The 22,554-nt window shown below is 53.2% G+C and carries 22 protein-coding genes and 1 other annotated feature; of the genes, 7 read left to right on the top strand and 15 right to left on the bottom strand.

Annotation, left to right across the window (positions count from 1 at the left end; all coding sequences use genetic code 11):
* Positions 1-327: 327 nt before the first annotated feature.
* The 4 genes from ytpR to A3EQ_RS0120040 all read right to left on the bottom strand — a co-directional run bounded on the left by ytpR (position 328) and on the right by A3EQ_RS0120040 (position 3,872).
* Entirely contained in the window at positions 328-942 is a 615-nt protein-coding gene (ytpR, locus tag A3EQ_RS0120055; RefSeq protein WP_020156934.1) for a YtpR family tRNA-binding protein, read from the bottom strand.
* Between the two features lie 4 nt (positions 943-946).
* Entirely contained in the window at positions 947-1,753 is an 807-nt protein-coding gene (locus A3EQ_RS0120050; protein WP_026500112.1) for a DUF1444 domain-containing protein, read from the bottom strand.
* 394 nt (positions 1,754-2,147) lie between these two features.
* Positions 2,148-2,666, bottom strand: a complete 519-nt coding sequence (locus tag A3EQ_RS0120045; protein WP_020156932.1) for a hypothetical protein — start codon at positions 2,664-2,666, stop codon at positions 2,148-2,150.
* A 132-nt stretch (positions 2,667-2,798) separates the two neighbouring features.
* Entirely contained in the window at positions 2,799-3,872 is a 1,074-nt protein-coding gene (locus tag A3EQ_RS0120040; RefSeq protein ID WP_020156931.1) for a M42 family metallopeptidase, read from the bottom strand.
* 185 nt (positions 3,873-4,057) lie between these two features.
* On the opposite strand from A3EQ_RS0120040, the gene A3EQ_RS0120035 reads away from it, so the two are divergent.
* Complete coding sequence (locus A3EQ_RS0120035; RefSeq protein WP_020156930.1) at positions 4,058-4,372, top strand: PepSY domain-containing protein; 315 nt, start codon at positions 4,058-4,060, stop codon at positions 4,370-4,372.
* Positions 4,373-4,868: 496 nt separating this feature from the next.
* On the opposite strand, the gene A3EQ_RS0120020 is transcribed toward A3EQ_RS0120035, so the two are convergent.
* Positions 4,869-5,717, bottom strand: coding sequence for a YtnP family quorum-quenching lactonase (locus A3EQ_RS0120020; RefSeq protein WP_020156927.1), 849 nt, complete (start codon positions 5,715-5,717; stop codon positions 4,869-4,871).
* Positions 5,718-5,824: 107 nt separating this feature from the next.
* Positions 5,825-6,475 carry a tRNA (guanosine(46)-N7)-methyltransferase TrmB gene (gene trmB / locus A3EQ_RS0120015; RefSeq protein ID WP_020156926.1) on the bottom strand — a complete coding sequence of 217 codons (651 nt, stop codon included), beginning with the start codon at positions 6,473-6,475 and terminating at the stop codon, positions 5,825-5,827.
* A 496-nt stretch (positions 6,476-6,971) separates the two neighbouring features.
* Here trmB and A3EQ_RS0120005 point away from each other — a divergent pair, with 496 nt between their 5' ends.
* On the top strand, positions 6,972-7,253 hold the full coding sequence (locus A3EQ_RS0120005) for a YtzH-like family protein (protein ID WP_020156924.1): 282 nt from the start codon (positions 6,972-6,974) through the stop codon (positions 7,251-7,253).
* A gap of 18 nt (positions 7,254-7,271) precedes the next feature.
* On the opposite strand, the gene A3EQ_RS0120000 is transcribed toward A3EQ_RS0120005, so the two are convergent.
* The 4 genes from A3EQ_RS0120000 to thpR all read right to left on the bottom strand — a co-directional run bounded on the left by A3EQ_RS0120000 (position 7,272) and on the right by thpR (position 10,867).
* Entirely contained in the window at positions 7,272-8,045 is a 774-nt protein-coding gene (locus A3EQ_RS0120000; protein WP_026500111.1) for a phosphotransferase family protein, read from the bottom strand.
* A 70-nt stretch (positions 8,046-8,115) separates the two neighbouring features.
* Complete coding sequence (locus A3EQ_RS0119995; protein WP_020156922.1) at positions 8,116-9,069, bottom strand: diacylglycerol/lipid kinase family protein; 954 nt, start codon at positions 9,067-9,069, stop codon at positions 8,116-8,118.
* Positions 9,070-9,328: 259 nt separating this feature from the next.
* Positions 9,329-10,216, bottom strand: a complete 888-nt coding sequence (locus A3EQ_RS0119985; RefSeq protein ID WP_020156920.1) for a hypothetical protein — start codon at positions 10,214-10,216, stop codon at positions 9,329-9,331.
* Between the two features lie 78 nt (positions 10,217-10,294).
* Positions 10,295-10,867, bottom strand: a complete 573-nt coding sequence (thpR, locus tag A3EQ_RS0119980) for an RNA 2',3'-cyclic phosphodiesterase (protein WP_040369766.1) — start codon at positions 10,865-10,867, stop codon at positions 10,295-10,297.
* Between the two features lie 260 nt (positions 10,868-11,127).
* Between thpR and A3EQ_RS0119975 the strand changes: the two genes are divergently transcribed.
* Positions 11,128-11,349 carry a DeoR family transcriptional regulator gene (locus A3EQ_RS0119975; RefSeq protein ID WP_020156918.1) on the top strand — a complete coding sequence of 74 codons (222 nt, stop codon included), beginning with the start codon at positions 11,128-11,130 and terminating at the stop codon, positions 11,347-11,349.
* 19 nt (positions 11,350-11,368) lie between these two features.
* On the opposite strand, the gene A3EQ_RS0119970 is transcribed toward A3EQ_RS0119975, so the two are convergent.
* Positions 11,369-12,115 (bottom strand): pseudouridine synthase, encoded by a 747-nt coding sequence (locus tag A3EQ_RS0119970; RefSeq protein WP_183041684.1) that lies wholly within the window; start codon positions 12,113-12,115, stop codon positions 11,369-11,371.
* 608 nt (positions 12,116-12,723) lie between these two features.
* Between A3EQ_RS0119970 and A3EQ_RS0119960 the strand changes: the two genes are divergently transcribed.
* On the top strand, positions 12,724-12,924 hold the full coding sequence (locus A3EQ_RS0119960) for a hypothetical protein (RefSeq protein WP_020156915.1): 201 nt from the start codon (positions 12,724-12,726) through the stop codon (positions 12,922-12,924).
* A 24-nt stretch (positions 12,925-12,948) separates the two neighbouring features.
* Here A3EQ_RS0119960 and A3EQ_RS0119955 read toward each other — a convergent pair whose 3' ends face one another.
* Together A3EQ_RS0119955 and A3EQ_RS22685 are read right to left on the bottom strand one after the other, a co-directional pair.
* Positions 12,949-14,559 (bottom strand): putative polysaccharide biosynthesis protein, encoded by a 1,611-nt coding sequence (locus tag A3EQ_RS0119955; RefSeq protein WP_020156914.1) that lies wholly within the window; start codon positions 14,557-14,559, stop codon positions 12,949-12,951.
* A 70-nt stretch (positions 14,560-14,629) separates the two neighbouring features.
* Positions 14,630-14,908 carry a hypothetical protein gene (locus A3EQ_RS22685; RefSeq protein WP_154652938.1) on the bottom strand — a complete coding sequence of 93 codons (279 nt, stop codon included), beginning with the start codon at positions 14,906-14,908 and terminating at the stop codon, positions 14,630-14,632.
* Positions 14,909-15,021: 113 nt separating this feature from the next.
* Here A3EQ_RS22685 and A3EQ_RS0119945 point away from each other — a divergent pair, with 113 nt between their 5' ends.
* The gene (locus tag A3EQ_RS0119945) at positions 15,022-16,293 is read left to right on the top strand and encodes a BaiN/RdsA family NAD(P)/FAD-dependent oxidoreductase (protein WP_020156912.1); all 1,272 of its coding nucleotides are present in this window, start codon (positions 15,022-15,024) and stop codon (positions 16,291-16,293) included.
* Positions 16,294-16,567: 274 nt separating this feature from the next.
* Here the strand turns inward: A3EQ_RS0119945 and A3EQ_RS0119935 are convergent, their stop codons facing one another.
* Together A3EQ_RS0119935 and leuS are read right to left on the bottom strand one after the other, a co-directional pair.
* Positions 16,568-16,750: a sporulation protein Cse60 gene (locus A3EQ_RS0119935; protein ID WP_020156910.1), complete on the bottom strand. Its 183-nt coding sequence runs from the start codon at positions 16,748-16,750 to the stop codon at positions 16,568-16,570.
* A gap of 324 nt (positions 16,751-17,074) precedes the next feature.
* Positions 17,075-19,492, bottom strand: coding sequence for a leucine--tRNA ligase (gene leuS, locus A3EQ_RS0119925; RefSeq protein ID WP_020156908.1), 2,418 nt, complete (start codon positions 19,490-19,492; stop codon positions 17,075-17,077).
* Positions 19,493-19,554: 62 nt separating this feature from the next.
* Positions 19,555-19,784: a binding site (T-box leader), on the bottom strand.
* Between the two features lie 1,147 nt (positions 19,785-20,931).
* Here leuS and A3EQ_RS0119895 point away from each other — a divergent pair.
* Together A3EQ_RS0119895 and A3EQ_RS0119890 are read left to right on the top strand one after the other, a co-directional pair.
* Positions 20,932-21,522, top strand: a complete 591-nt coding sequence (locus tag A3EQ_RS0119895; protein WP_020156902.1) for a class I SAM-dependent methyltransferase — start codon at positions 20,932-20,934, stop codon at positions 21,520-21,522.
* 192 nt (positions 21,523-21,714) lie between these two features.
* Entirely contained in the window at positions 21,715-22,368 is a 654-nt protein-coding gene (locus A3EQ_RS0119890) for a phosphatase PAP2 family protein (RefSeq protein WP_020156901.1), read from the top strand.
* The last annotated feature ends 186 nt before the right edge of the window (positions 22,369-22,554 follow it).

Here is a 22,554-nt window from a genome sequence, read left to right as displayed (position 1 = left end):
TTTAATAAAAACAGCTTATTGTATAAGTAATTTTTTCGCCATCGCAGGATCCTGAAGGACGCCGCCTTCCAATACAAATCCTATCAAAAAACAAGGAAGATCCCCCCGAACATTTACCTATGGAAAACAGCCGAAAGAAAAGAAGCGGGGAAAACCCCCATCCGGCAAATCCCGCCGATCAATAAAAAAAGCGGAAAGGGAACGGCCGGTTTTCCGTCCCTCCCGCATGCTTCGCATTCATCCCGTCGCGGGCCAAACGTCCCAAAAAAGGTTTTTTCATCCCGGGGAACCCGCACTTTTCCTCCGGTCTTGCGCCGCGCAAGGCCCCTACTGGCCTGGAAATTCGAAGGGTTCGCCTACCCGGTAGGCATCATCCAGCACGAGGATGCCCTTTTCCTGCGGGGCGTTTGGCAATTCCAATTCCCGCGCCGAACAAATCATCCCCATCGACTTGACACCCCTCAGTTCCGCCTCTTTGATCACCATCCCGCTCGGCATGACGGCCCCGACTTTGGCCACGACGACCTTTTGCCCCGCCTCCACATTCGGGGCGCCGCAGACGATCTGTAAAACTTCCCCGCCGACATCCACTTGGCAAACGCTCAGTTTATCCGCGTTCGGATGTTTCTTTTTCTCTTTCACCAAACCGACGACGAATTTGGGGGAAAGATCGGCGGATATTTCCTCAAACCCGTTTTCCCGCAAAAGCCGGTTGACCGCATCGATCATTTCCCCGTCGACGGCAGCCCGGCCCCTTTCCGCCTTCAGGGAAAAATGCCGGGACGCTTGAAAAATATTGTACCCGACCGTCTTTCGCGTCTTTTCGTCAAAAATGCGGACGACATCTCCCTTTTTTTCAATTCGGACGTTTTGTTTTTCGAAGGGTTCCAAAGTGATCAGCAAAATATCTCCCACACCTTCCGGATTATAAAAGGCGATCATCGTTTTACTCCTTTCTTCCGGGTTTGTTTTTTGCCATGATGAAGATCGGCTCCAGCTCGCCGTCTTTCAGGTAAAAGGAAAGGGGGGTAATCGGCACCCGGCCCGAAGTGTAGAAATGCATCGTCATATGGGCCAGCACATCGTACCCCGTGCTGTTTTGTATGTCGGAAATGATCAAAACATCCTGATGGGGAACGGAAAGGACCATCTCCCCTTTGATTTTCTTTTCCATCTCCTTCAAAAAGGATTCATTTAAAATCCGGCTGGCATCGTACCCGTCATTCGTATTGACAAAATAAAAGTCGTTGCCGGATACGGAATCCTTTTTCACCGGATGATCCAAGGAGCGCAAATTAAATCGGGCCATTTCCTTGATTCGGCCGGCGTCCAGCCCTTCGTCGGCCAGCATCCCTTCGTCGATCAGGCGGTAGCTGCTTCCCATATCCAGGGAATAGAAGATCCGGGTCTCGGCCGTATGCTCGTCGTACACAAGGGGTTTCCCGCCGGCCGTTTTCGGAAAGGAGGTGGAACGGATGACGGGAAAGATCTTCCTTTCGTTGCCGGTGATCTTCACCTCGGTTTCCATCGCCCTTAAGGCTTCTTCCACGTAAAAAACGATTTCGTCGATCGCTTTTTCCCGATTCCTTTCCCATTTGGCCAGGACGGGGCCGAGGGAAAGGGTGACGCCCTTTCCGCTCTCCGCGTTTTCCACGCGCAGCAGATCCTTTTCCCGGTTGTAAGCGATGTTTCGGCCTTCTTTTTCCAGCCTTTCCGTCAGCAATTTTTTCAATTTTTCTACCGTCATTTTCATCGCCATCATCCACTTTCTTTTCGCTTTTGCAGAAAAAACCGTCCGACAAGGCCCGGCGAAACCCGCAGGCGGTTGGAAGCGGGACCCGGTCAACCGCATGAAACGGCAGCCGAAAAAGCCGGGCGAATTCCAATGAAGAACGCAATCATGCGGCTGCCGGCGGCCTGTTTTGCAGAGGCAAGGAATTGCCGTCGCCACGGGTAAACCTTTGCCGTTTCCGCTAAAAACGGCGGGGCCGCCGGGTGCCGATGCCCGCCACAAAAAGGGCTGAAGGCGACTAGCGCCTCCGGTTTGCCCCCCATTTCCGCCCGGCAAAATGCGGAAACGATCTTCCGCATGGGACACGGACAAGAAAAAAGCTGTCCCTCCCCATCCGGAACAGTCTTTTCCCCGATTATTCCTTTTCCATCTTGATGGAACGGACGATCTCCATCATCGATTTGGCATCCTTCGAGAGGCCGGAAAGTTCCGTCTCCGTGGTCATTTTGATCCCCCCGATCCCGACGACCACTTCATACAGATCATCCTTCAATTTTTGAATGAGCAAATATCCGAACCGGCCGTCGGCCCGAAAGGTCTTGTCCAACAGGTAATCCTTGGACCCTTCCTTCGCCGTTTGATAGAGCACTTTGCTTTTTGAATCTTCATTCGGGTTGATGAACAAAATGAACATCTTCGAGCCTTTTTGAATCAGGTGATTGTATTTGTCTTCGCTTTTTACGATCATTCCCGCCGGCAAATAAAAGGAAATGTCTTCCGTTTTTTGATTCGCTTCTTTGGCTTCCTGCCGGAACGCTTCTTCAACGCCCTCTGCGGCGGCTTCCTTCTCTTTCCGGAGCGACGTGGAGCAGGCCGGCAAAAGCAGCAGAAGGCAAAGGAGAACGAGACCGATCATGAGCTTGCGTCGGGGCATACGGCTACACTCCTCTCGAACGTTGTCATGCCGAGTTTCGGTTTGGAAAAAGGAGAAGGCGGCAATGGAAAGAAAAGGGCTGCCTCATGCCATCCCGCCGGCGGCAACGCACGGAACGGCAATCGGAACCGGTCATCCTTTCTTTCTTATCGTTTCCCATACGGTGCGGTCGCATCCCTTCACCAGACGGATCAACAATTCCTTCGCCGCCGCGTAATCGTCCGTATGGATGATGGCGGCGGAAGTGTGGATATAGCGGGCCGGAATGCCGACGACGGCGCTCGGGACCCCTTCATTGGCGGTATGGACCCGTCCCGCATCGGTGCCACCTTGGGAAGCGAAATATTGATAGGGGATCCGATGGGTTTCGGCGGTATCCAGCACATATTCCAGCATGCCTTGATGGGAGACCATCGTCCGGTCGTAGATGCGGATCAACGCCCCTTTTCCCAGGCGGCCAAATTCCTGTTTGTCCCCGGTCATGTCATTGGCGGGGCTGGCTTCGAGGGCGAAAAAGATGTCGGGCCGGATCATGGAAGCCGCCGTTTGGGCCCCCCTTAAACCGACTTCCTCCTGCACGGTCGCCCCGGCGTACAACGTGTTGGGGAGGGATTCGTCTTTCAGCTCCTTCAGCAATTCGATCGCCAAGCCGCAGCCGAAACGGTTGTCCCAGGCCTTCGCCATAATCTTTTTCCGGTTGGCGAGGGGAGTGAAGGGACAAACGGGAACGATCTGCTGCCCGGGCTTGACGCCGATTTTTTCCGCGTCCTCCCTGTCGTCGGCGCCGATGTCGATCAGCATGTTCTTAATTTCCATCGGCTTTTTCCGCTTTTCCTCGTCCAGGAGATGGGGAGGGATGGAACCGATCACGCCCGGAACCGGCCCGTTGTCGGTGATAATTTCCACCCGCTGGGCCAACAGTACCTGATTCCACCAGCCGCCGAGGGGCTGAAAACGGATCATGCCGTTGTCGGTGATGGACGTAACCATAAAGCCGACCTCGTCCATATGTCCGGCAGCCATGACGACCGGTCCGCCTTCTTTGCCCCGTTTCACGCCAAAAATGCTGCCCAAACGGTCCTGGATCACCTCGTCGGCGTATTTGGCCAATTGTTCTTTCATAAACTTCCTGACCTGGTGTTCAAAGCCGGGCGCACCCGGCAGTTCCGTCAAGGTCTTAAACAAATCAAGCGTTTTCTGATTCATCGTCTTTCCCCTTTTCATCAGTCTACCGAAACAATGACGTTCACCGTTTATTTTACAGAAATTTTTTGCCATTGACTATAAGAAAAAGAAAAATAGCTTCCGCAGCCGGCTGATTCGCGAAAGCTGTAGAAAACGGAAGCCATTCCGGGTATACTTATGGTCGTAGAAGACGGGAGGAGATTTCGTTGAAATGGAGACATTTTTTCCTCGGCGCCGGGGCCGGTTTCGCAGCGGCTTATCTTTGGAAAATCCGTTCCGGCAAAACCTTGATCGGCGCCGAAAAGGCATTGCGCAAGGCGAAAGCCGCTTTGCAAAAGGACGGGAAAATCACCGGTTCCTGGATCGTTTCCATCCCGGAAGTTTTGGCAAGCGAAACGGAAAATGCCGCCGTCTACCGGGGAGGAATCACCCAAATCCGCGGCGGCAAACCGGTCACCTATGAATTTTTGGCGGATGCGAAAACGGGGGACCTTTTGAAACTGGAGGAAATCGACCCGTAAACCGAAAGGGAAAACGGATGCCCTCGCCTTTCCTTCCTGCATAAAGGCCCTCGGCAAACCGGAGATTCCTTTACCGCCGCGGTAGTTTAGCCGGCTCATCGTCTGAGCAAACCGCTGGGAAAAATCGGCCGTTTCCGCGGCCGCCCCGGTTCCGGCAAACCGACCCGGTTGCTGCCAGCCGCAGCTGCTTCCCTTTGAATGGAACCGCCTTCGGCCCGCCTGGGAGCGTCCCCGGCGGCAGGGGCAAGGGATCCGGGACGGCCTTCCGCAACCGGGAATGCCGTTCGGCGGAGGGCCGTTCCCGAAAGCGGCCGCCGGAGCTGCGGGCGGTCGGTACTGACATATCCGGCGGCATTTCTACGGCGGCCATTCCGCCGCCACGATGCACGTCGCGATCGGACGCCTTCGCCCCTTTTTCCTTTTCCGGAACCGCCGGCCGTCCAAAACCCGAAAAATCGGTTTTCCCTTCAAAAATCTTCGCCTGATCGCCCGGTTTTCAAGACGTCCGGATCCGGTTCAGGCTTTCGGTGATGCTTCCGTCCTTGTCCCACTTCAGCGCCCGGTACACGGCGTCGTGGTAGAAGAGGAACCAGGCATTTTTCTCCACCCCGTAGGGAATCCATTTTTGTTTCTGGCGGATCGAATCGATCGGATAATCGTCATAGGCCATCACCCAGAGAACGTTCTGATGGGCGTGGGTGGGCAACAGATCCGCCAAATGGATCGCCGTCTCCCCTTCCGATTCGATGAGGACGATCGCATGCCCGTCGCTGTGTCCGCCGGTATGGATCATCCGGATCCCCGGATAAATTTCCACCTCGTCGGAAAAGGTGACGACCCGGTCCGTGATCCCCTTCCAATTTATTTCCCAATATGTATTCCTCGAGCGGATATTCGGATTTCTCATCTCCGCCCATTCCTTTTCCGTGCAGTAGATCTTCGCGTTCGGAAAAACGGGGACAAACTCATCCCCCTCCCGCCTTGTAAGCCCGCAAGCATGGTCAAAATGCAGATGGGTCATGATAATCCCGTCGATGTCTTCCACAGTCAGCCCGAGGGAACGCAGGGACTCTTCGACCTTGGATTCTTCCGTCACCCCGTAGTTACGCTTTTGCTTTTCCGTCAATTTGCCGTTGCCGATGCCGGCTTCGATCAGAAAATTCCGGCCGGCGGTTTGGACAAGGATCGGGTCGGTCCGCAGTTCGATCTGATTCTTTTCGTTTACCGCGTATTTTTTGGACCATAGCGCCTTCGGAACGACGCCGAACATCGCCCCGCCGTCCAGATGGGTGACTCCCCCGTTTAACCATGTCAACGTGATTTTTCCGATTTTCAGCGATTCCATTTTTTCACCTCCCCTTCCATTTTACAGAATATTTTTTATAATGGCCATTCCGTTGTTCCGTCCCGGCCGGCGTGAACGCCGCCGTCTGCGGACCCGGAGGGGAGGTGTTACGCTTTTTCGGGCAAATAAACGGCGCAGCGGAAAATTTTGTTTCCCTTTTGGGAAAACTTTTCTTCATATTCGGTCATGATATTTTCCTTTTGGAATTCGGACTGATGAAGATCGAGACTCACCTCTTTCAAAACGAATCCGTATTGGGAAAAGCTGACGAGGGAGTATTCGAAAAACTGCTGGTTATCGGTTTTCAAATGGATTTCCCCGTTGGGGACGAGAATCCGTTCGTACATTTGCAAAAAATTTTTATGGGTCAGGCGCCTTTTTTCATGCCTTCGTTTCGGCCACGGATCGGAAAAATTCAAATAGATCCGCTCCACTTCCCCCGCTCCGAAGATTTCCGTCAGCATCCTTGCGTTCATGCGGATCAATTTGACGTTTTCCAGCCCCGATTCCAAAAGCCGGTCCAGGGCGGTTACGATGACCGAATCATAGGCTTCGATCCCGATGAAGTTGATTTCGGGAAATTTTTTCCCCATCTCGGTAATGAACTTTCCCTTTCCCGTTCCGATCTCAAGATGGATCGGGTTTTCGTTTTGAAACAGTTCCCGCCATTTTCCCGCATATTTTTCCGGTTCGGGAATGACCTGTTGGGGATGCTGGAGAATTTTTTCCTTTGCCCATGGTTTGTTTCTGAGACGCATGCCATCACCCCGTCATTTTTTTGTCTTCGGGCAGTTTAAAACCTTGATTCGTCAAGATCCCGTGTTCCTGCTCTTCACCATACCACGATTGCCCTCGCTTGGCAAGGATTATCGGGCGGGCGGAGGCTTCTTGTTCACGGCAAGGCAAAAAGGCCCGCTGCCGCCGCCGGCAATTGATCCGGACGCCTTCATCCGCAAGGAAATTCCCGCGGGCGTACAGGTTTTCTCATACGCCGCTGTCCATCCGCCGGGCCGACGGGAGAAAATCCCCGAAGACCCGCTATGTTCTTTCGCCGTTCATCAGCGGGAACGGGGAGCCTCCCGCCGACTCAAACGTGCTTTGTTTCTCGCCCGGGGAAACGTCTCCCGGCATCCGAAACCGCGCCCGCCGCCGATCCGCCGGGATCATGGCCGAAATTTCCGCGGACACATACTTTTCCCGCGGCCCGGGAAAAAATAATAACACCTGAAATCCTTGCACCGGGAGGAAAAGACGATGCCGCTCGACCACATCCATCAGATGCAATTGTTGAAGGACCTTTTGGAAGATCATTATTCGGATGCCGCCGGCACGGTGGCGGAATACGAACAGATCGAACGGACCGTGAAATCCCTCTTGGCCGACGGCAGCATCGACGAAAGTTTCAAAGCCGTTTTAATGGACGTTTACGAATACGGCCAAAAGGGGAAGAATACGAACCGGCCGGAATCCCATATCCAGAATCATCGGGAACGGCTTGCCGAATGGATCGGCCTGCTCGGACAAATTTCGGAGTAAAATAAAAAATTCTCCCTTTCAGGAGAATGGTTGGATCTTGTCCAAATATTGCGACCAAAAGCGGGAGATTTCCTCTTCTCCCTTATTTTTGTAAAAATTGGCGTTCCATATCGTTTGGTAGATGGCGTACCATTTCATCCGGTGTCTTAGCTGATCCGTCAATTCCGCCCCGTAATGGCGGAGCCAATTTTCCCAGCCGCTTTCGGGGATATACCAGTAGAGAAGCGGGCCGAGATCGAGGGCCGGATCGGAAATCGCCGCCTGTTCCCAATCGATCAGATACAGCCTTCCGTCCTTCGTCAAGAGCCAGTTTTGGTGGTGAACATCCGAATGGCATACCGCCCACTGGTCATCCGGCAGAAGCGGGAGCTGTTCATACAACGCGGCAAGGGCGGCTTTTTCCTTTTTCAGATCCGGATGGAGCCGCTCGGCCAGCTGCCGGAGCATCGTGTCCGGGGACAGGGGCTTTTTCCCCAGGCGGCGCATCATCGTCAGGAGCGGCTGGGAACCGTGGATTTTTTTCAAAAGCTTCGCCACATCCGGGTTGTTCATTTCCCGGGGCTCCAGCACCCTGCCCTCCACCCATTTCTGGGCCGTGATGACGTCGCCGTTTTCCAGCCGCTTCGTCCATATCAGTTTCGGCACGATCCCTTCCGCCGAAAGCACGGCCAAAAACGGGGAAGAATTCCGCTTCAAAAACAGTTTATCGTTTTGATGTTTGGCGAAAAAAGCTTCACCGGTCACTCCGCCTGCCGGTTCAATCTGCCATCCGCTTCCCAATATATGCTCCACCGGTTTCACCTTCATTTATCCGTCGGAAAAATAAACACCTCATGATTGTACAGTTTTGAAAACGGATTCGTCAAGCACCAAAATCTTCTGCCGAACCCTCCGTCAACACGGCGATCCCCCGCGGTTTTACCGCCAACGACACCGGACCGTACCCGGCAAATTCCCCGTCCGCATGCTGGGGCAATGCCCGGGCGGGCGAAATCCGGATCCTCTTCCCGGTCAGGACGGAAACTTCCTTCATTTTGATATGTCCGCCCCAAAAAACGGTGACGAACAGAAATAAGATCTTCATGCGGGAAATGTTGTGGACGCAGATCACATCCAATTTCCCGTCGGACAAATTCGCGCTTGGCGCGATTTTCATTCCGCCGCCGTAATAGGGCTGGTTCGACACCGTCACAAGCCAGACCTTCTCGAATTCATAGGACTTTTCATCTATTTGTATCGTCACCTTGGAAGGTTTATAAAGGAACAATTGCTGCAATAGATAACAGACATAAACGAATTTTCCCAAAGCCAGGCGGTTGAGGATCCGTTTCAGCCTCGACCGGTTCACCTTCATGGAGATGGCGGCGTCGAATCCGCATCCGAAATTGTTGACGAAGGTCCCCCGGTCAAATTTTTTGTTTTGGAAAAGGCCGATGTCAAATTTCGGGAAATGCTTCCGGTCCAACAGGCCGATCAGCTGCTTCGCCGCCTGCAGCGGTTTTTTCGGAATGGCAAAGCCCCGGGAAAAGTCGTTCCCGGAACCGGCCGGGATGTAGCCGACGGAGACATGTTCATAGCGGTTCGCCCCTTGGACGACTTCGTGAATCGTTCCGTCCCCGCCGACGGCAACGACAGCCACCGCCTGTTTGTTCCTTTTGGCGATTTCCTCGGCCAAAAGGGAGGCGTGTCCGGCAAATTTGGTGTACAAGGCGGAGAAGGAAATATTTTGTTGGATCAATAGATTTTCGATTTTTTTCCAGATTTTTAAACCGAATCCGTTTCCTGCAACCGGATTGATGATAAAATATAGTTTCATCTTCTTCCCTCTTTACCTTGCAAAATACGAAAATGGTTCGATCATCCCGCACGCGCGGCACGGATGGCGGACATGATGAACGGAAATTTGGTAATACGCGGCGTCTCATACATTCTTGGCAAATGGATGCGATGGACAAAATATCCGGCGGGCCCGCACTCTTGTTTGAAGAACCGGCCGGCCCTGCCACAGCGAAATCCCGCCCTCAAGGCAAAAGGTCCGCCGCCGCGGCGGAAAAAACGGAGAGCGGCCCTGGCCATCATCTTTGCCGCGGCAAATAGACGGAATGGCAATGCCGGAGGAGGGCCCGGGCGGCTTTCAATTGTTCGTGCTTCAGCGGCGAACGGAGGTTCCGCAAACGCTGGAACCAGGATTCGTAATTGAGCCGGTCGACGGTCTCCTGCCCGAAGGAGGCGGACGGATAATCTATATAACCGTTGCTGGCGACGACCGTTTTCGTAACCGGGAATCCGATCCCGTATTCTTTCAGCAGGCGGCGGACAATCGCTTCCGTCCGGTTCAAGGCCAAAAACGGGTTCACGATTTTCTCCTCCCGTTCCCCGGCCCGCTTCAGCCAAAATTTTTCCGATGACGCGATATAAATCGCATCCTCCTCTTCTTCCAAAAAGCTCAAGCAAAGGAGCTCCACGGGGGTGATCAGAACGATCTCCGCCTCCACGGGCGCTTTTTTCAGCAGAAAAACCGGCTTGTAGAGGCATAAAAAGGTATCGGGAAAACGCTGCATCAGGAACTTCAAATGGCCGTCACGGTAATAGGACCGGTCGACATAGGATATTTTCGCCGCCGTGGAGCTCGCCCATTTGATTTGCAGTTCGAACAGATCATTTAAAAAAGCCTTTTTCAACGCCTCCAACGAGGCGGATTTTTCCGCTGTGCCGGGATCCGCCGCCAGCCGCCCCGATCTTTGCGCCATGACGCTTTCTTCCGGAAACGGAGGCGGGGAAAAACCGGCATCCCCATCCGCCCGGTTTCCGGCGCCCGGCGCCCCCGCTTCCCGGGCGGATTCCCACCACTGTTTCAACCGCTCCCAGCGGCGCCGCTTGAACAGGATAAAACGGGTCGTGTAAGCGGCCAGATCCTCTTCGTAGCGGGAAATATAATCCTGCAGTTTAATCAGTTGCCCCATCTTCAAAACCCTCTCTGTCCTGCCCCTTTCTCCGATTCTCCGAAAGATTTCCTCAAGTTTCCTTCGGTTCCCCGGGGGTCATTTTTTCAACGGCATGACCACCAGCTCTTGATATTTCGGGGATTCTCGCCTTGCCGTCTTATAAAGGACGACCTGTTCGACGAAAAAGGTATGGGGGGTGCCTTCCGGATGATGGATCGGCTTGACGACGGAGCCGGGTTCCAAGTGTTCCGTCCCCTTCCTTGCCAAGGTGATATGAGGCCGGAAAGGTTTTTGATCCAAGCGGAACCCTTCATCGAGGCAGAGCCGGAAAATCTTCCTTTGCAGTTCCGCCAAAGGAGGGGAATCCTGCACCCCCGCCCAAAATACCCTCGGCGAATCTTTTTTCCCGAAATACCCCGTCTCTCCCAATGTCAAGGGAAAGGCGGTTTCCTCCTTCAGCATATCGGCCATCCTCAAGGAAAAGTCCTTTACCTTATTTTCCTTCACATTTCCCAAAAATGCCATCGTAATATGATAGTCGAGGGGATGAACCCAGCGCCCGAACCAGTCTTTCGGGAACGCCCCGCCCACCCAGCGGGAAAGGAACGATTTCGTCTCATCGGGAAGCTTCACGGCGAAAAAGTAATGGGGTCTCGGCCAATCATTCATCATCATCCCGCCTTTATCCGTCGATTTTTTATAAAGGAAGTTCAGGGGAGCGGATTCCCCTTGAATTTTTTTCGATTTTACGGCCGCTACGGGCAAAATTCGAGGAATCGGGAAATTTTTTACACTGGAAATATTCAATCAGATTGATTATAATATATACAATCCTTTTCACCCCCGCCCGGGTGAAACGGAAAAAGCCGGATACATCGAAGACTCGAACGAATTCGTCTCCTTCTAAGAAAATTTCAGGGAGTGGTTTTTTGAAAAATTCAACGGACCGGATGTTGACGCGCATTAAGTCGATCTACCTGTTCATCCAGGAAAAGGGTACCGTGACGACGCAAGAGCTGGTCGACGAATTTGGCATCACTCCACGAACCGTTCAGAGGGACTTGAATGTATTGGCTTACAACAACTTGGTGAAAAGTCCAAGCAGAGGAAAATGGACGACGACAAACAAAAAAGTGAAAATCTCTTCTTAATTGAACCGCAATCGGAAAATCAATCGCTGTCCGCGATTTTTTTTTGCTTTTGGACATATTCTTTTAAAAGCCCCATCTCCTCTTCGGTAAGATGCCGGTATTCCCCTTCCCGCAGCCGTTCGTCCAGGACGATCGGGCCGACGGCGAGCCTTTTCAAATAACGGACCCTGTGGTTTACGGCAAGAAACATCCGCTTCACTTGATGAAATTTTCCCTCGAAAATGGTGAGTTCCACTTCCGAGAAATCTTCCCCGGAACGAAGGATCTTCAATTCGGCAGGCATCGTTTGATATCCGTCATCGAGGCGGATCCCGCGTTTGAACTTGGGAACCAAATCCTCCGTCACTGTTCCTTCGACAATGGCATAGTAGGTTTTCGGCGTGCGTTTTTTCGGGGACAACAATTGGTGGGTCAGCTTCCCGTCGTTCGTCAAAAGCAGCAGGCCGACGGTATCTTTGTCCAGCCTTCCGACGGGATGCGGCCGGTAGGCGGCCTCCGCCTCTTCCAACAGATCGATCACCGTTTCGCCGCCGGGATCTTCCGTCGCCGACAAAACCCCTTTCGGCTTATTCATCATTAAATAAATGAAAGGTCTGTAGATGATTTTTTCCTCTCCGAAGTAGATTTCGTCCTTCTCCGGGTCCACATGCGTTTTTCCGTCGGTGACCGTTTCGCCGTTCACTTGGACGAAGCCTTCCTTTAATAATTTTTTCACTTCTTTCCTGCTCCCGTAGCCGATGTTCGCCAGGAGTTTATCAAGCCTCATCAACATGCCCTCCTTTTCCCAAACGGGGGTGTCGTACAGAATAAGAATATGGTGCAATTCAGTGGTGAAATCAACGGAAGGACGAAAGCGGAGCCCGACAGTTCCGCACCGAATACGGCGCGATTCCTGTCCCTGTTTTGCGGAGCTCCATTCCCCAAGGGAGATCCCGCCCTCTCCCGGAAAAAGGCCGGGATCAGGCCCTTTTCCCCGGAGTCCCCGCCGCATCGGGAAAATCCCTCCGGCCCGGCTTCGAAGGGAAAGCGGCATGCACGCCTTCCGACCCCTTAAAGGAAACCCTTATTGTCGGAAATTCCAAGTTATGTGCCGCCGAGACTTCCGACCGGTTCAAAACGCCTTTCGGACAAGGGTTCCCGGGCCGCCAAGCCGAAAAAGGGCCCCGGCCGCCTTTTCAAAGCCAATCTTTTACCGGACGGGCAAAGTTCCTTCCCCCTCTCCGGCATTTCCCGCCGCAAAAGCCCGATGGTGACGGACGAAAGGATGAAACACGATGCGGGTGCCGCGGAATTTCCAGAAGCAAAGCCCGACGGTGACCCTCCCCGAACATCCCGCATAAACTAAAGCATCACCGATCATAAGGAGGGTATGCCGTGTACGATTACCGCCAGTACGTACCGCCCCAGGGAACTCAGATTCCGTTTTTCCCCGGTGGCTCCTTTCCGTTTCCAGGCGGAAACCTGGGACGGCAAATCGAAAGGCTGGAGCGACAGGTCAATCAGCTGGAAAGGGAAGTTCGGCGGCTCGAACAGCGGTTAAGCCGCATCGAGCGGCGGCTGGGCATTTCCTATTAAACGGGTCCGGCTGAAAGCGCCCTTTCATTCCGTGGAAAGGCGCTTTTTCATTTTCAACATCTGTTCGCGGAACAGAAGATGAAGGAGCCTGGATTTTTTGCTCAGATAAAAGTAGACGGCCGCCCCGATCAGCCCGCAAAGGATCACGAGCAGAAAGGCCTGCAGCCGGCTTGCCGGATCGAAAACGAAAGACAGCAGGCGAAGGGCCAAATAGACGCAAAAATACATGGCGAAATTCAGAATGACCATCAGCAGGCCCCGGCGGAAGACCAAATGATAGCGATAATCGGCAAAAAACCCGATGACGGCCAAATTGAGCAGCACCGCGGCCGAATACCCCGCAGCCGTGGCGAGGATGGCCCCTTTCGCCGCCAGCCATTCGATCAACGGAACATTCAAAAGCAATTTTATCAGCAAACCGATCAGCAAGCTTAGTATGGCGTATTTCTGTTTCTCGATTCCCTGCAAAATCGCCGCCGTTACGGAAAAGAGGGCGAACAGCAGGGAAACCGGCGAATAAAAGGCCAATATTTCCGAACCGGCCGGATCATGCCCGTAAAATATGGTATAGATCGGTTCCGCCAGGACGATCAGGCCGAATATGGCGGGCAAAGTCAAAAAGAGAAGGACTTGAAAGGTTTGGTTCAACTGATGATTTAACGATCTCCTGTCCCCGCGGACAAAGGCGCCCGTTACAAGGGGGATCAGGGTTAAAGAAAAGGCCGTCGCCAAAGAGACGGGAATGGTCACCAATTTATGGGCGTAAAAATTGACGTAGTTCAATTGCACGTCGGATTGGCGGGCCAATCCGACGGCCGCCATGGCCCGGTTGAAAGTGAAGATATCGGCCAATTGGAACAAAGGGTTGGCGATCCCGACGATGACAAAGGGGATGGAATAGCTGAGGATTTCCTTGTAAATCGTTCTGTAGGAAATCTTTTTCGTCCCCCGGTCCTTTCGGAAAAGGCTTTGCAAATAGGGCTGCCGCTTGATCCAATACCAGATCAGGACGAGGAAACCGCCGACGCCCCCGACGAATGCGGCAAAGGTCGCCACCTGAATGGCCTGGACGACGGTCCCGTCCATGAGGTGCAATACAATAAAAGCGCCCGCCAGCAAGAAGACGACGCGGACGATCTGTTCCACCACCTGGGACACGGCCGTCGGCCCCATCGATTCATGCCCCTGGAAAAAACCGCGGAGCAGGCTCATGACGGGAACGATGATCAGGGCGAAACTGACGGAGCGGATGACGACCACGACTTCCCCTTTCGTCGTGATCTGGTCGTCGCTCGCATGAATGATGTCCGCCAAAAGAGGCGCGGAAAAATACAGGGTCAAGAAGGCAGCCAGCCCGGACAGGGTCATCACCAACAGCCCGGATTTGAACAGCCGGTAGCCGACGGTGTATTCCTCCAGCGTATTGTATTTGGCGATGAATTTGGAGACGGCGAGCGGAATCCCCGCCGTGCTGATGCTGATGAAGATCGAGTAAGGAACGTAGCTGTAATTGTACAAAACCGTCCCATGGCTGCCGACGAGGGCGGCAAAGGGGATCACATATAAAACGCCCAAAATTTTCGATATGTAGTTTCCCAGGGTTAAAATAAAGGTGCCTCGCAAAAGTTTCGACATAAAACCCCTTCTTTTTGCATCCCGCGAATCCGCTCGATTTCTTTTTCCATTTTTTTTAAAATAATTACGGCTACATGTAGTTTACACCGATCATCCGCTTTTGACAAACGTTCCCTTCGTTTCCGAAACGTCCGGTCCGAGCGCCAGAAGCCGCTTTTTTTCCGGGATTTCCGCGATCAAAAATTTCTTGGGAATGTTCTGTACATACATTTTCATCAGCAGCGGTTTTGGACAAAATGGGATTGACGGACCGGCCGGCTGCGGGGCCGGAGCGTTTTTCCATTAACGGTTTTTGGCTAAAACCATCAGCCGCCTGTTTTCCCTCATTTTCCCGGTCGATGTTTTCCACTAAACGGTTATTGGCCAAAACCTTTCGTTTTGGAATTTCTTGGATTTGCGGCAATCATTCGGAAGATTTATCCTCGCCCATTCAATCCGCTTCGGAAAAGAAAGGAGAGAACCATGATACGGAAAACGGAAGTGCTCGTCATCGGCGGGGGACCCGCCGGTTTAATGGCCGCGATCGCCGCCGCCGAAACGGGGGCGGAGGTGCTCCTCGTCGACAAGGGGGATAAACTCGGCCGGAAATTGGCCATATCCGGGGGCGGACGCTGCAATGTCACCAACCGGCTCCCCGTCGATGAAATCGTAAAAAATATCCCCGGCAACGGAAAATTTTTATACAGCGCCTTTTCCATTTTCAACAACGAAGACATCATCCGCTTTTTTGAAAAACTCGGCGTCAAGCTCAAAGAGGAGGACAACGGGCGCATGTTCCCCGCGAACGACGACGCCAAATCCGTCGTCAACGCCCTCATCCGCCGGTTAAAGGAATTGAAAGTGGTTATCCAAACGAGGACGAAAGTGATCGATATCGAATATGAAAAGGGCCGGGTCGCGAAGGTCCTTTTGCAGGACGGCGGGGAAATCCGGCCGAAGGCGGTCGTGGTCGCGGTCGGGGGAAAATCGGTCCCCCATACCGGTTCCACCGGCGACGGCTATCCGTGGGCCGAAAAGGCCGGCCACACCATTACGGAACTTTTTCCGACGGAGGTGCCCATCGTTTCCGACGAACCTTTTATCAAGGAGCGGAAGCTCCAAGGTCTTTCTTTAAGGAACGCGGCCTTGTCCGTGCTCGACCCGAAGGGGAAACCGGTCATCACCCACCGGATGGACCTCATTTTCACCCATTTCGGGGTCTCGGGTCCGGCAGCGTTAAGATGCAGCCAGTTCGTCGTGAAAGGGATGAAAAAATGGAAGCTTTCCCGGATTGAAATGAACTTGGACGCCCTGCCCGAACGGACCGAAGAAGAAATCTTCCTTGACCTCCAGGAAAAAGGGAGGGAACAACCGAAAAAGGCGGTCAAAAATTTGGCGAAGGAATGGGTCCCCGAACGATATGCCGCCTTTCTGCTGGAACGATGCGGAATCCTTCCCGAAACCCCTTTCCATTCCCTTTCAAAGGAAAAATGCCGGGAATTCAGCCGCATCCTGAAAAACTTCCGCTTTTTTGCAAGCGGGACCCAGCCGCTGGAAAAGGCCTTCGTAACGGGAGGCGGCGTGTCCGTGAAAGAAATCGATCCGAAAACGATGGCTTCCAAGAAGATGCAAGGCCTTTATTTTTGCGGGGAGATTCTTGACATCCACGGCTATACCGGCGGGTTCAACATTACCGCCGCCCTCGTCACGGGCAGGCTCGCCGGGATGAGCGCCGGGACCTATGCGAAGGAATAAGGGCGAGTACTTGTGAAAAGGGCCGACCCGGGGCGGAACCTGGGAATCTTGCGAAAAAGGCGGTCCCGGGATCGGGCCTCGGGAACCTTGCGGAAAAGACGATCCGGAGAGCCGGCCATGCCGAATCTTGTGAAAAAATGACGATCCGGGGAGCGACCCCTGCCCGTCCATCTTCCGGCTGAACCGCGGGAGACAGGGGGAGCCTGCGGCGGGCCGCCTTCCGCGGCATGGTTCCGGGAATCCCCTTCCCTAAAGACGCCGGGTGCGGGCATACTCAATCCCGGTAAATGATCATGGCGGAAAAACAGTAGATCTGCTCGTCCTCATCTTCCTTCATCGCGGCGATATGGTATTTGATATCGATCAAGTCGTTTTCGTCAATGTTCTTTAAAAACCGGTTAACCGCCCATTCCAAATCCTTTTCATGTTCATAGTCGAAAAGTTTGACTTGAACCAAAGAAACACCGCCTTTCCATGGAAAGATCTATTTCCAGTATCGGCGGTATTTTTTCGTTTTATAAGTTTATTCAAAACATTTTTACTATTTCTCGCCCTCCATTGTGCGGCGGTGGCAATCACCCCTTCAACTCCTTCGCAATCCGCCCGGGCAAGATGGCATTCTGCCCCCGAAAAAAGGAAAGAGACTGCCGCAAAAGGCCGGCAAAAGGACCTTTTGCAGACAGTCTCCGGATGGCATAGGGGAACGAAGCACGGTTTGAAAATCCGTTCATGAGCCCTTCGCGGACAGCCTCCGGATCGGCAGCCTCCGGACGGCATCCGGTTATCCGACGACGATGTTGACCAATTTATCCGGAACGACGATGACTTTCCGCACCGTCTTTCCTTCGAGGAGCTGCCGGATCCGTTCATCTTCGCGGGCGAGTTTTTCCAGCTCCCCTTTGTCAATGCCCCGGGGCACCGTCTTTTTCGCCCGGACTTTTCCGTTGATCTGGATGACGATTTCCGTTTCCTCTTCAACGGTTTTGGACTCGTCGTAAGCGGGCCAGGATTCGTAGGCGATCGTCCCCTGATGCCCGAGTTTTTCCCACAATTCTTCGGCGATGTGGGGGCAGACGGGGGAGAGCAGTTTGACGAAGCCTTCCATATATTGCTTCGGAAGTTCATCCTGCTTGTAGGCCTCGTTGATGAACACCATCAGCTGGGAAATAGCGGTATTGAACCGGATTCCCTCATAGTCTTCGGTCACCTTTTTCACCGTCTGGTGATAGATTTTTTCCATCGGCTTTAAATCGGCCTTATCCGAAATTTTTTCATTCAACGTGCCGTCCTCGTTGACGAAGAGCCGCCATACCCGGTCCAAAAAGCGCCGCGCCCCTTCGATCCCCTTTGTCGACCAAGCGACGGAAGCCTCAAGCGGTCCCATGAACATTTCATACAGCCTCAACGTGTCCGCCCCGTATTTTTCCACGATTTCATCGGGATTGACGACATTGCCCTTCGACTTGCTCATTTTTTCGTTGTTTTCGCCCAAGATCATCCCTTGGTTGAACAGTTTCTTGAACGGTTCCTTCGTCGGGACGACGCCGATGTCGTATAAAAATTTATGCCAGAAGCGGGCGTAAAGCAAGTGAAGGACCGCATGTTCCGCTCCGCCGATATAGATGTCCACCGGGAGCCAGTACTTCAATTTTTCCGGGTCCGCCAGCTTTTCGTCGTTGTGGGGATCGATATAGCGCAGGAAATACCAGCTGCTTCCCGCCCATTGGGGCATCGTGTTCGTTTCCCGGCGCCCCTTCTTGCCCGTCTTCGGATCCGTCACTTCCAGCCATTCCTTCGCGTTGGCCAGGGGAGATTCGCCGGTTCCGGAAGGCTTAATTTCTTTCATGACCGGAAGTTCCAAAGGCAGTTCGTCTTCGGGCACCGTCGTGATCGTCCCATCCTCCCAATGGATGACCGGGATCGGTTCCCCCCAATAACGCTGCCGGCTGAAAACCCAGTCCCTCAGCCGGTAGGAAACCTTCCGCTTGCCGATCTTGTTTTCTTCCAGCCATTCGATCATCTTTTTCGTCGCTTCTTCCCGGTTCAGGCCGTCGAGAAAACCGGAATGGATATGTTCGCCGTCGCCGGTGTACGCTTCCTTTTCGATGTTTCCGCCGGCCACCACCTCTTTGATCGGCAAACCGAATTTTTTCGCGAATTCATAGTCCCTTTCGTCGTGGGCGGGGACGGCCATGATCGCCCCGGTACCGTAACTCATCAACACATAATCGGCGATCCAAACCGGTATTTTTTCCCCGTTTGCCGGGTTGATCGCATAAGCGCCGGTGAACACCCCGGTTTTTTCCTTCGCCAGATCGGTGCGTTCCAGGTCGCTCTTCGACTGGACTTCTTCCAGATAGGCTTCCACTTTGGGCATTTGTTCCTTCGTCGTAATCTTTTTCACGAGGGGATGTTCCGGGGCCAATACCGCGTAGGTTGCGCCAAAAAGGGTGTCCGGTCTCGTCGTAAAGACGGTGAAGGTATGTTCGCTGCCGTCGATCTTAAAGGTGATCTCCGCCCCTTCCGAACGACCGATCCAGTTCCGCTGCATCTCTTTGATGCTTTCCGGCCAGTCGAGCTCTTCCAAATCTTCCAACAGCCGGTCGGCGTATTCGGTGATTTTTAACATCCATTGTTTCATCGGCTTGCGGATGACCGGGTATCCGCCCCGTTCGCTTTTCCCGTCGATGACCTCCTCGTTGGCGAGCACCGTTCCCAAAGCGGGGCACCAGTTGACGGGAACCTCGTCGATGTAGGCGAGCCCCTTTTCAAACAGCTTCGTGAAGATCCACTGGGTCCATTTATAATATTTCGGGTCGGTCGTGTCGATTTCCCGGTCCCAGTCGTAGGAAAAGCCAAGGGATTTGATCTGCCTTTTGAAGGTTTCAATATTTTTCCTGGTGAATTCCGCCGGATCGTTTCCCGTGTCGAGGGCGTATTGTTCCGCCGGAAGCCCGAAGGCGTCCCAGCCCATCGGATGGAGGACGTTATACCCTTGCATCCGCTTCATTCTCGCCAAAATGTCGGTCGCCGTATAACCTTCCGGATGCCCTACGTGAAGGCCCGCCCCGGAAGGATAGGGAAACATGTCAAGGACGTAAAACTTCGGCTTCGAATAGTCCTCTTCGGCTTTAAAGGTTTTATTTTCTTCCCAATAGCGCTGCCATTTTTTCTCGATCTCGCGGTGATTGTAACTCAATGGTTTCACCCCTTCTCTGATTTTGCTTTATCCTGAAAAACAAAAACCTCCCGTCCCAATAACCTTGGGACGGGAGGCGAATCTCCCGCGGTACCACCCAAATTAACGCCTCCTGAATATTCAGGGACGGCGTTCCCTTCATTGCCCGTAACGCAGGGATGCGGCAAATGCTACTTCCCTTCGCATTTGCGGCTCCAAGGCGAGTTCGCAAGCGTAACCGTCCGGCTTGCACCGACCGCCGGCTCTCTGTGACGGGAATCCGCCTGCTACTGCTCCTTTTCACAGCCTTTGGATATTGTATGAAATATTATAAAAAAGGAAATGCGAAAAAGCAAGAGGCGTTTTTTTCTTGCTTCCATCCGTTCGCGGGATCCTTCAGGATTCCGTAAATTTATGAGAAGCTGTCCATGAGAATGGGCCTCGTTTCTGGGAAGTGGTATTGGCAGTAGGGCCTCCTGATTCTTTTTGCTTATGGAAGGATCAGCTCCCAAATAAAAATTCAACAATTATCGGAATGCCTTCCGATCTTTTTGCATAAGTATTTCATTAACGCCGTCTGTCCTGGCCAAATCCGCCGCTGGCGCGGAACGCCATGCTTCGTCGGCAATTGGCGGTACGGATCCGGCCTGCGCTGCGGTTATGCCGGCAATCGGCCGCACGGCCGGTTTTCCCCGTCCGTTTCGCGAAATACGGCCGTTTCGCCGGAAAACTTTCCTTCGCTCCCATTTTCATTCTGCCCGTTCCGGGATAGGGACAAACGGCCCGGCGGAAAAACAATGCCCATGGCCGCCGGTTGGAATATCCAATATCCCTTTTGTCCCTGCGATCGGATTTTCCGGCATGGAATTTTTTCCTAATGACCAACATACATCCGGCCGGGTTTGTCCAATATTCCGGGAAAATGGTCCGACATCTCCTTCGTCCGGAAAACCCGTTTGTCCGATATCGGGATCGAATGGTCCATCATTCGGAATGGATTGTCCAACATCGCATGTCAGTATCCAACATAAGAAAAGTTTTGTTTAACATTTTAAAATTTTTGTCCAACATGGGAAAAAATTTGTTCAACTTGGAAGAAAATATGTTCATCACCGCAAAAAATTTAGCCATCATCCGGCAAAAAATGTCCATCATCGATCGGGGTGTCCAACATCGGTTTTGGATTGTTCAACATGTTTCGGAAATATACCACGAATCACCCAGACCGTGAAAAAAACGGCCCGAACGGGCTTACCCGCGGACCGGAGGACCTTCCCTTTTTCGAATCCCGAAACATGAGCAAAACCTTTCAAGGGGCGGCCTCTCCCAAAAGGACCGTCGCGAAAAACCCTTTCCTTTAACCGGCAGGATTTTTCCGGCGAAAACTGATAAAATGTTAGATTGGGAGAACTTTCCGGTAGACCGTTTCCCAAATCCACAACAGATTCGGGTGACGAAAAATGATCTTGGAACCGGTTCTGGCCTTTTCCCACTCGATTTTGGAAAAACGGGTTCAGCCCGGGGACATCGTCGTCGATGCCACCGTGGGGAACGGCCATGATACGTTGTTTTTAGCCAAGCTCGTCGGCCCGGCAGGGAAAGTGTACGGCTTTGACATCCAAGAAATCGCGATCCGAAGGACAAAGGAGCGTTTGGAAAAAGAACGGGCCGGTCAAAACGTCGTCCTTTTCCATTGCGGCCACGAAGAGCTGCTGCACCGCATCCCGGAGAAAGACCACGGGAAGATTTCCGGGGCCATCTTCAATTTAGGCTATCTGCCGAAAGGGGATCATACCATCATAACAAAACCGGAGACGACGCTGAAGGCGGTTGAGGGCCTGCTCCAAATCACGGCTCCCGGCGGGGTGATCTCCATCGTCGTTTACGAAGGCCATCCGGGGGGAAAGGCGGAAAAGGAAGCGCTGCTCGATTATGTGCAGAAAATCGACCAAACCCGGGCCCGGGTGCTGATGTACCGTTTCATCAACCAAAAAAATGACCCGCCCTTCTGCCTTGCCATTGAAAAAACGGCCCCCGCCCCGGACCGGTAACCGGACCGGCGGCGCCTTTATGGCCGCAGGAATGGACCGGACGGACCGGGCGGTTTTTCCTCGGGTTACCGCAAACGGGAAAGCCTTCCCGATTTTCTCCCCGCAAGCGTTAGCCCCTAACGAGGAAATGCCTTTCCCGGATTTTCGGCATCAACGGGAAAAAAAGAATGAGAGAATAAGGAGATTTTGGGTATGTGCCGAAAAATTTCCCTTTTCCGTCCTTTGTTGGCCTGCCTTCTTTGCCTCTTCGGTTTCGGCGGGTTTTCCCTCCTTGTCGCCCTCGGGTGGACCGTTTCCTTCGATCTGCGGCTGATCAACTTCATCCAGGGGCTTGAAACCCCGCTGTTGACTAAAATCATGAAATTTTTCACCTATTTGGGGAATCCCGTTCCCCTGGCCTGCATTTCCGCGATGGCCTTCATCCTGCTGTCCGTCATTTTCCGCCGGAACGCGGAAGGGATTTTCTTTGCCGGGGCCCTTGCGGGATCGGTGCTGTTGAACGAAACTATAAAGCAGATCTTCCGCCGTTCCCGGCCGGCCTTTCACCGGATCATTGACATCGGCGGCTTCAGTTTTCCGAGCGGCCACTCGATGGCAGCACTCAGTTTGTACGGAATGCTCGCCTTTTTGCTCTGGCGGCATATCCGGTCCGCCGCCGGCCGCGGTCTTCTTCTTTTTTCCAGTGCCGCAATGATCCTTCTGATCGGCGTCAGCCGGATTTATTTGGGGGTTCATTATCCGAGCGATGTCGCCGGCGGATATTTGGCCGGGGCTTCTTGGCTTTTCTTTTCCATCTGGATAGGCGGGAAGTTAAAAAAAGATGGAACGATCAGTCCGCCCGGCTGACCTTTCCGCCCTCTTCATCCCGGCCGTCTGCTGAGACCGGCGGCTCCTTCGGGGCGGCGCTTTTCTTAAATCCTTCCAAAAAGCCGGAAGCGACGGCAGTCCCAAAGGTTTTCCGTAGACAAACCAAACGCAAGCCGCAAACGGCAAGCACCTAAAAAATGGGAAGGGGCGCCCGTCAGCCCAAGG

Origin of the sequence: Caldibacillus debilis DSM 16016 (assembly GCF_000383875.1) — a bacterium.
In the GTDB taxonomy this organism is placed as follows: domain Bacteria; phylum Bacillota; class Bacilli; order Bacillales; family Caldibacillaceae; genus Caldibacillus; species Caldibacillus debilis.
Note: the sequence above shows the minus strand (reverse complement) of the source record. Positions and strands in the feature narration are given on the sequence as shown.

Coding starts and splice junctions, on each gene's coding strand:
- A3EQ_RS0119955 (WP_020156914.1), bottom strand. CDS start 14,559: ATGTCGAAACTTTTGCGAGGCACCTTTATTTTAACCCTGGGAAACTAC.
- A3EQ_RS0120005 (WP_020156924.1), top strand. CDS start 6,972: ATGCCGCTCGACCACATCCATCAGATGCAATTGTTGAAGGACCTTTTG.
- thpR (WP_040369766.1), bottom strand. CDS start 10,867: ATGAATGATTGGCCGAGACCCCATTACTTTTTCGCCGTGAAGCTTCCC.
- A3EQ_RS0119945 (WP_020156912.1), top strand. CDS start 15,022: ATGATACGGAAAACGGAAGTGCTCGTCATCGGCGGGGGACCCGCCGGT.
- A3EQ_RS0119985 (WP_020156920.1), bottom strand. CDS start 10,216: ATGGGGCAACTGATTAAACTGCAGGATTATATTTCCCGCTACGAAGAG.
- ytpR (WP_020156934.1), bottom strand. CDS start 942: ATGATCGCCTTTTATAATCCGGAAGGTGTGGGAGATATTTTGCTGATC.
- A3EQ_RS0119895 (WP_020156902.1), top strand. CDS start 20,932: ATGATCTTGGAACCGGTTCTGGCCTTTTCCCACTCGATTTTGGAAAAA.
- A3EQ_RS0120040 (WP_020156931.1), bottom strand. CDS start 3,872: ATGAATCAGAAAACGCTTGATTTGTTTAAGACCTTGACGGAACTGCCG.
- A3EQ_RS0120045 (WP_020156932.1), bottom strand. CDS start 2,666: ATGCCCCGACGCAAGCTCATGATCGGTCTCGTTCTCCTTTGCCTTCTG.
- trmB (WP_020156926.1), bottom strand. CDS start 6,475: ATGCGTCTCAGAAACAAACCATGGGCAAAGGAAAAAATTCTCCAGCAT.
- A3EQ_RS0120050 (WP_026500112.1), bottom strand. CDS start 1,753: ATGAAAATGACGGTAGAAAAATTGAAAAAATTGCTGACGGAAAGGCTG.
- A3EQ_RS0119970 (WP_183041684.1), bottom strand. CDS start 12,115: ATGAGGCTTGATAAACTCCTGGCGAACATCGGCTACGGGAGCAGGAAA.
- A3EQ_RS0120020 (WP_020156927.1), bottom strand. CDS start 5,717: ATGGAATCGCTGAAAATCGGAAAAATCACGTTGACATGGTTAAACGGG.
- A3EQ_RS0119995 (WP_020156922.1), bottom strand. CDS start 9,069: ATGAAACTATATTTTATCATCAATCCGGTTGCAGGAAACGGATTCGGT.
- A3EQ_RS0119890 (WP_020156901.1), top strand. CDS start 21,715: ATGTGCCGAAAAATTTCCCTTTTCCGTCCTTTGTTGGCCTGCCTTCTT.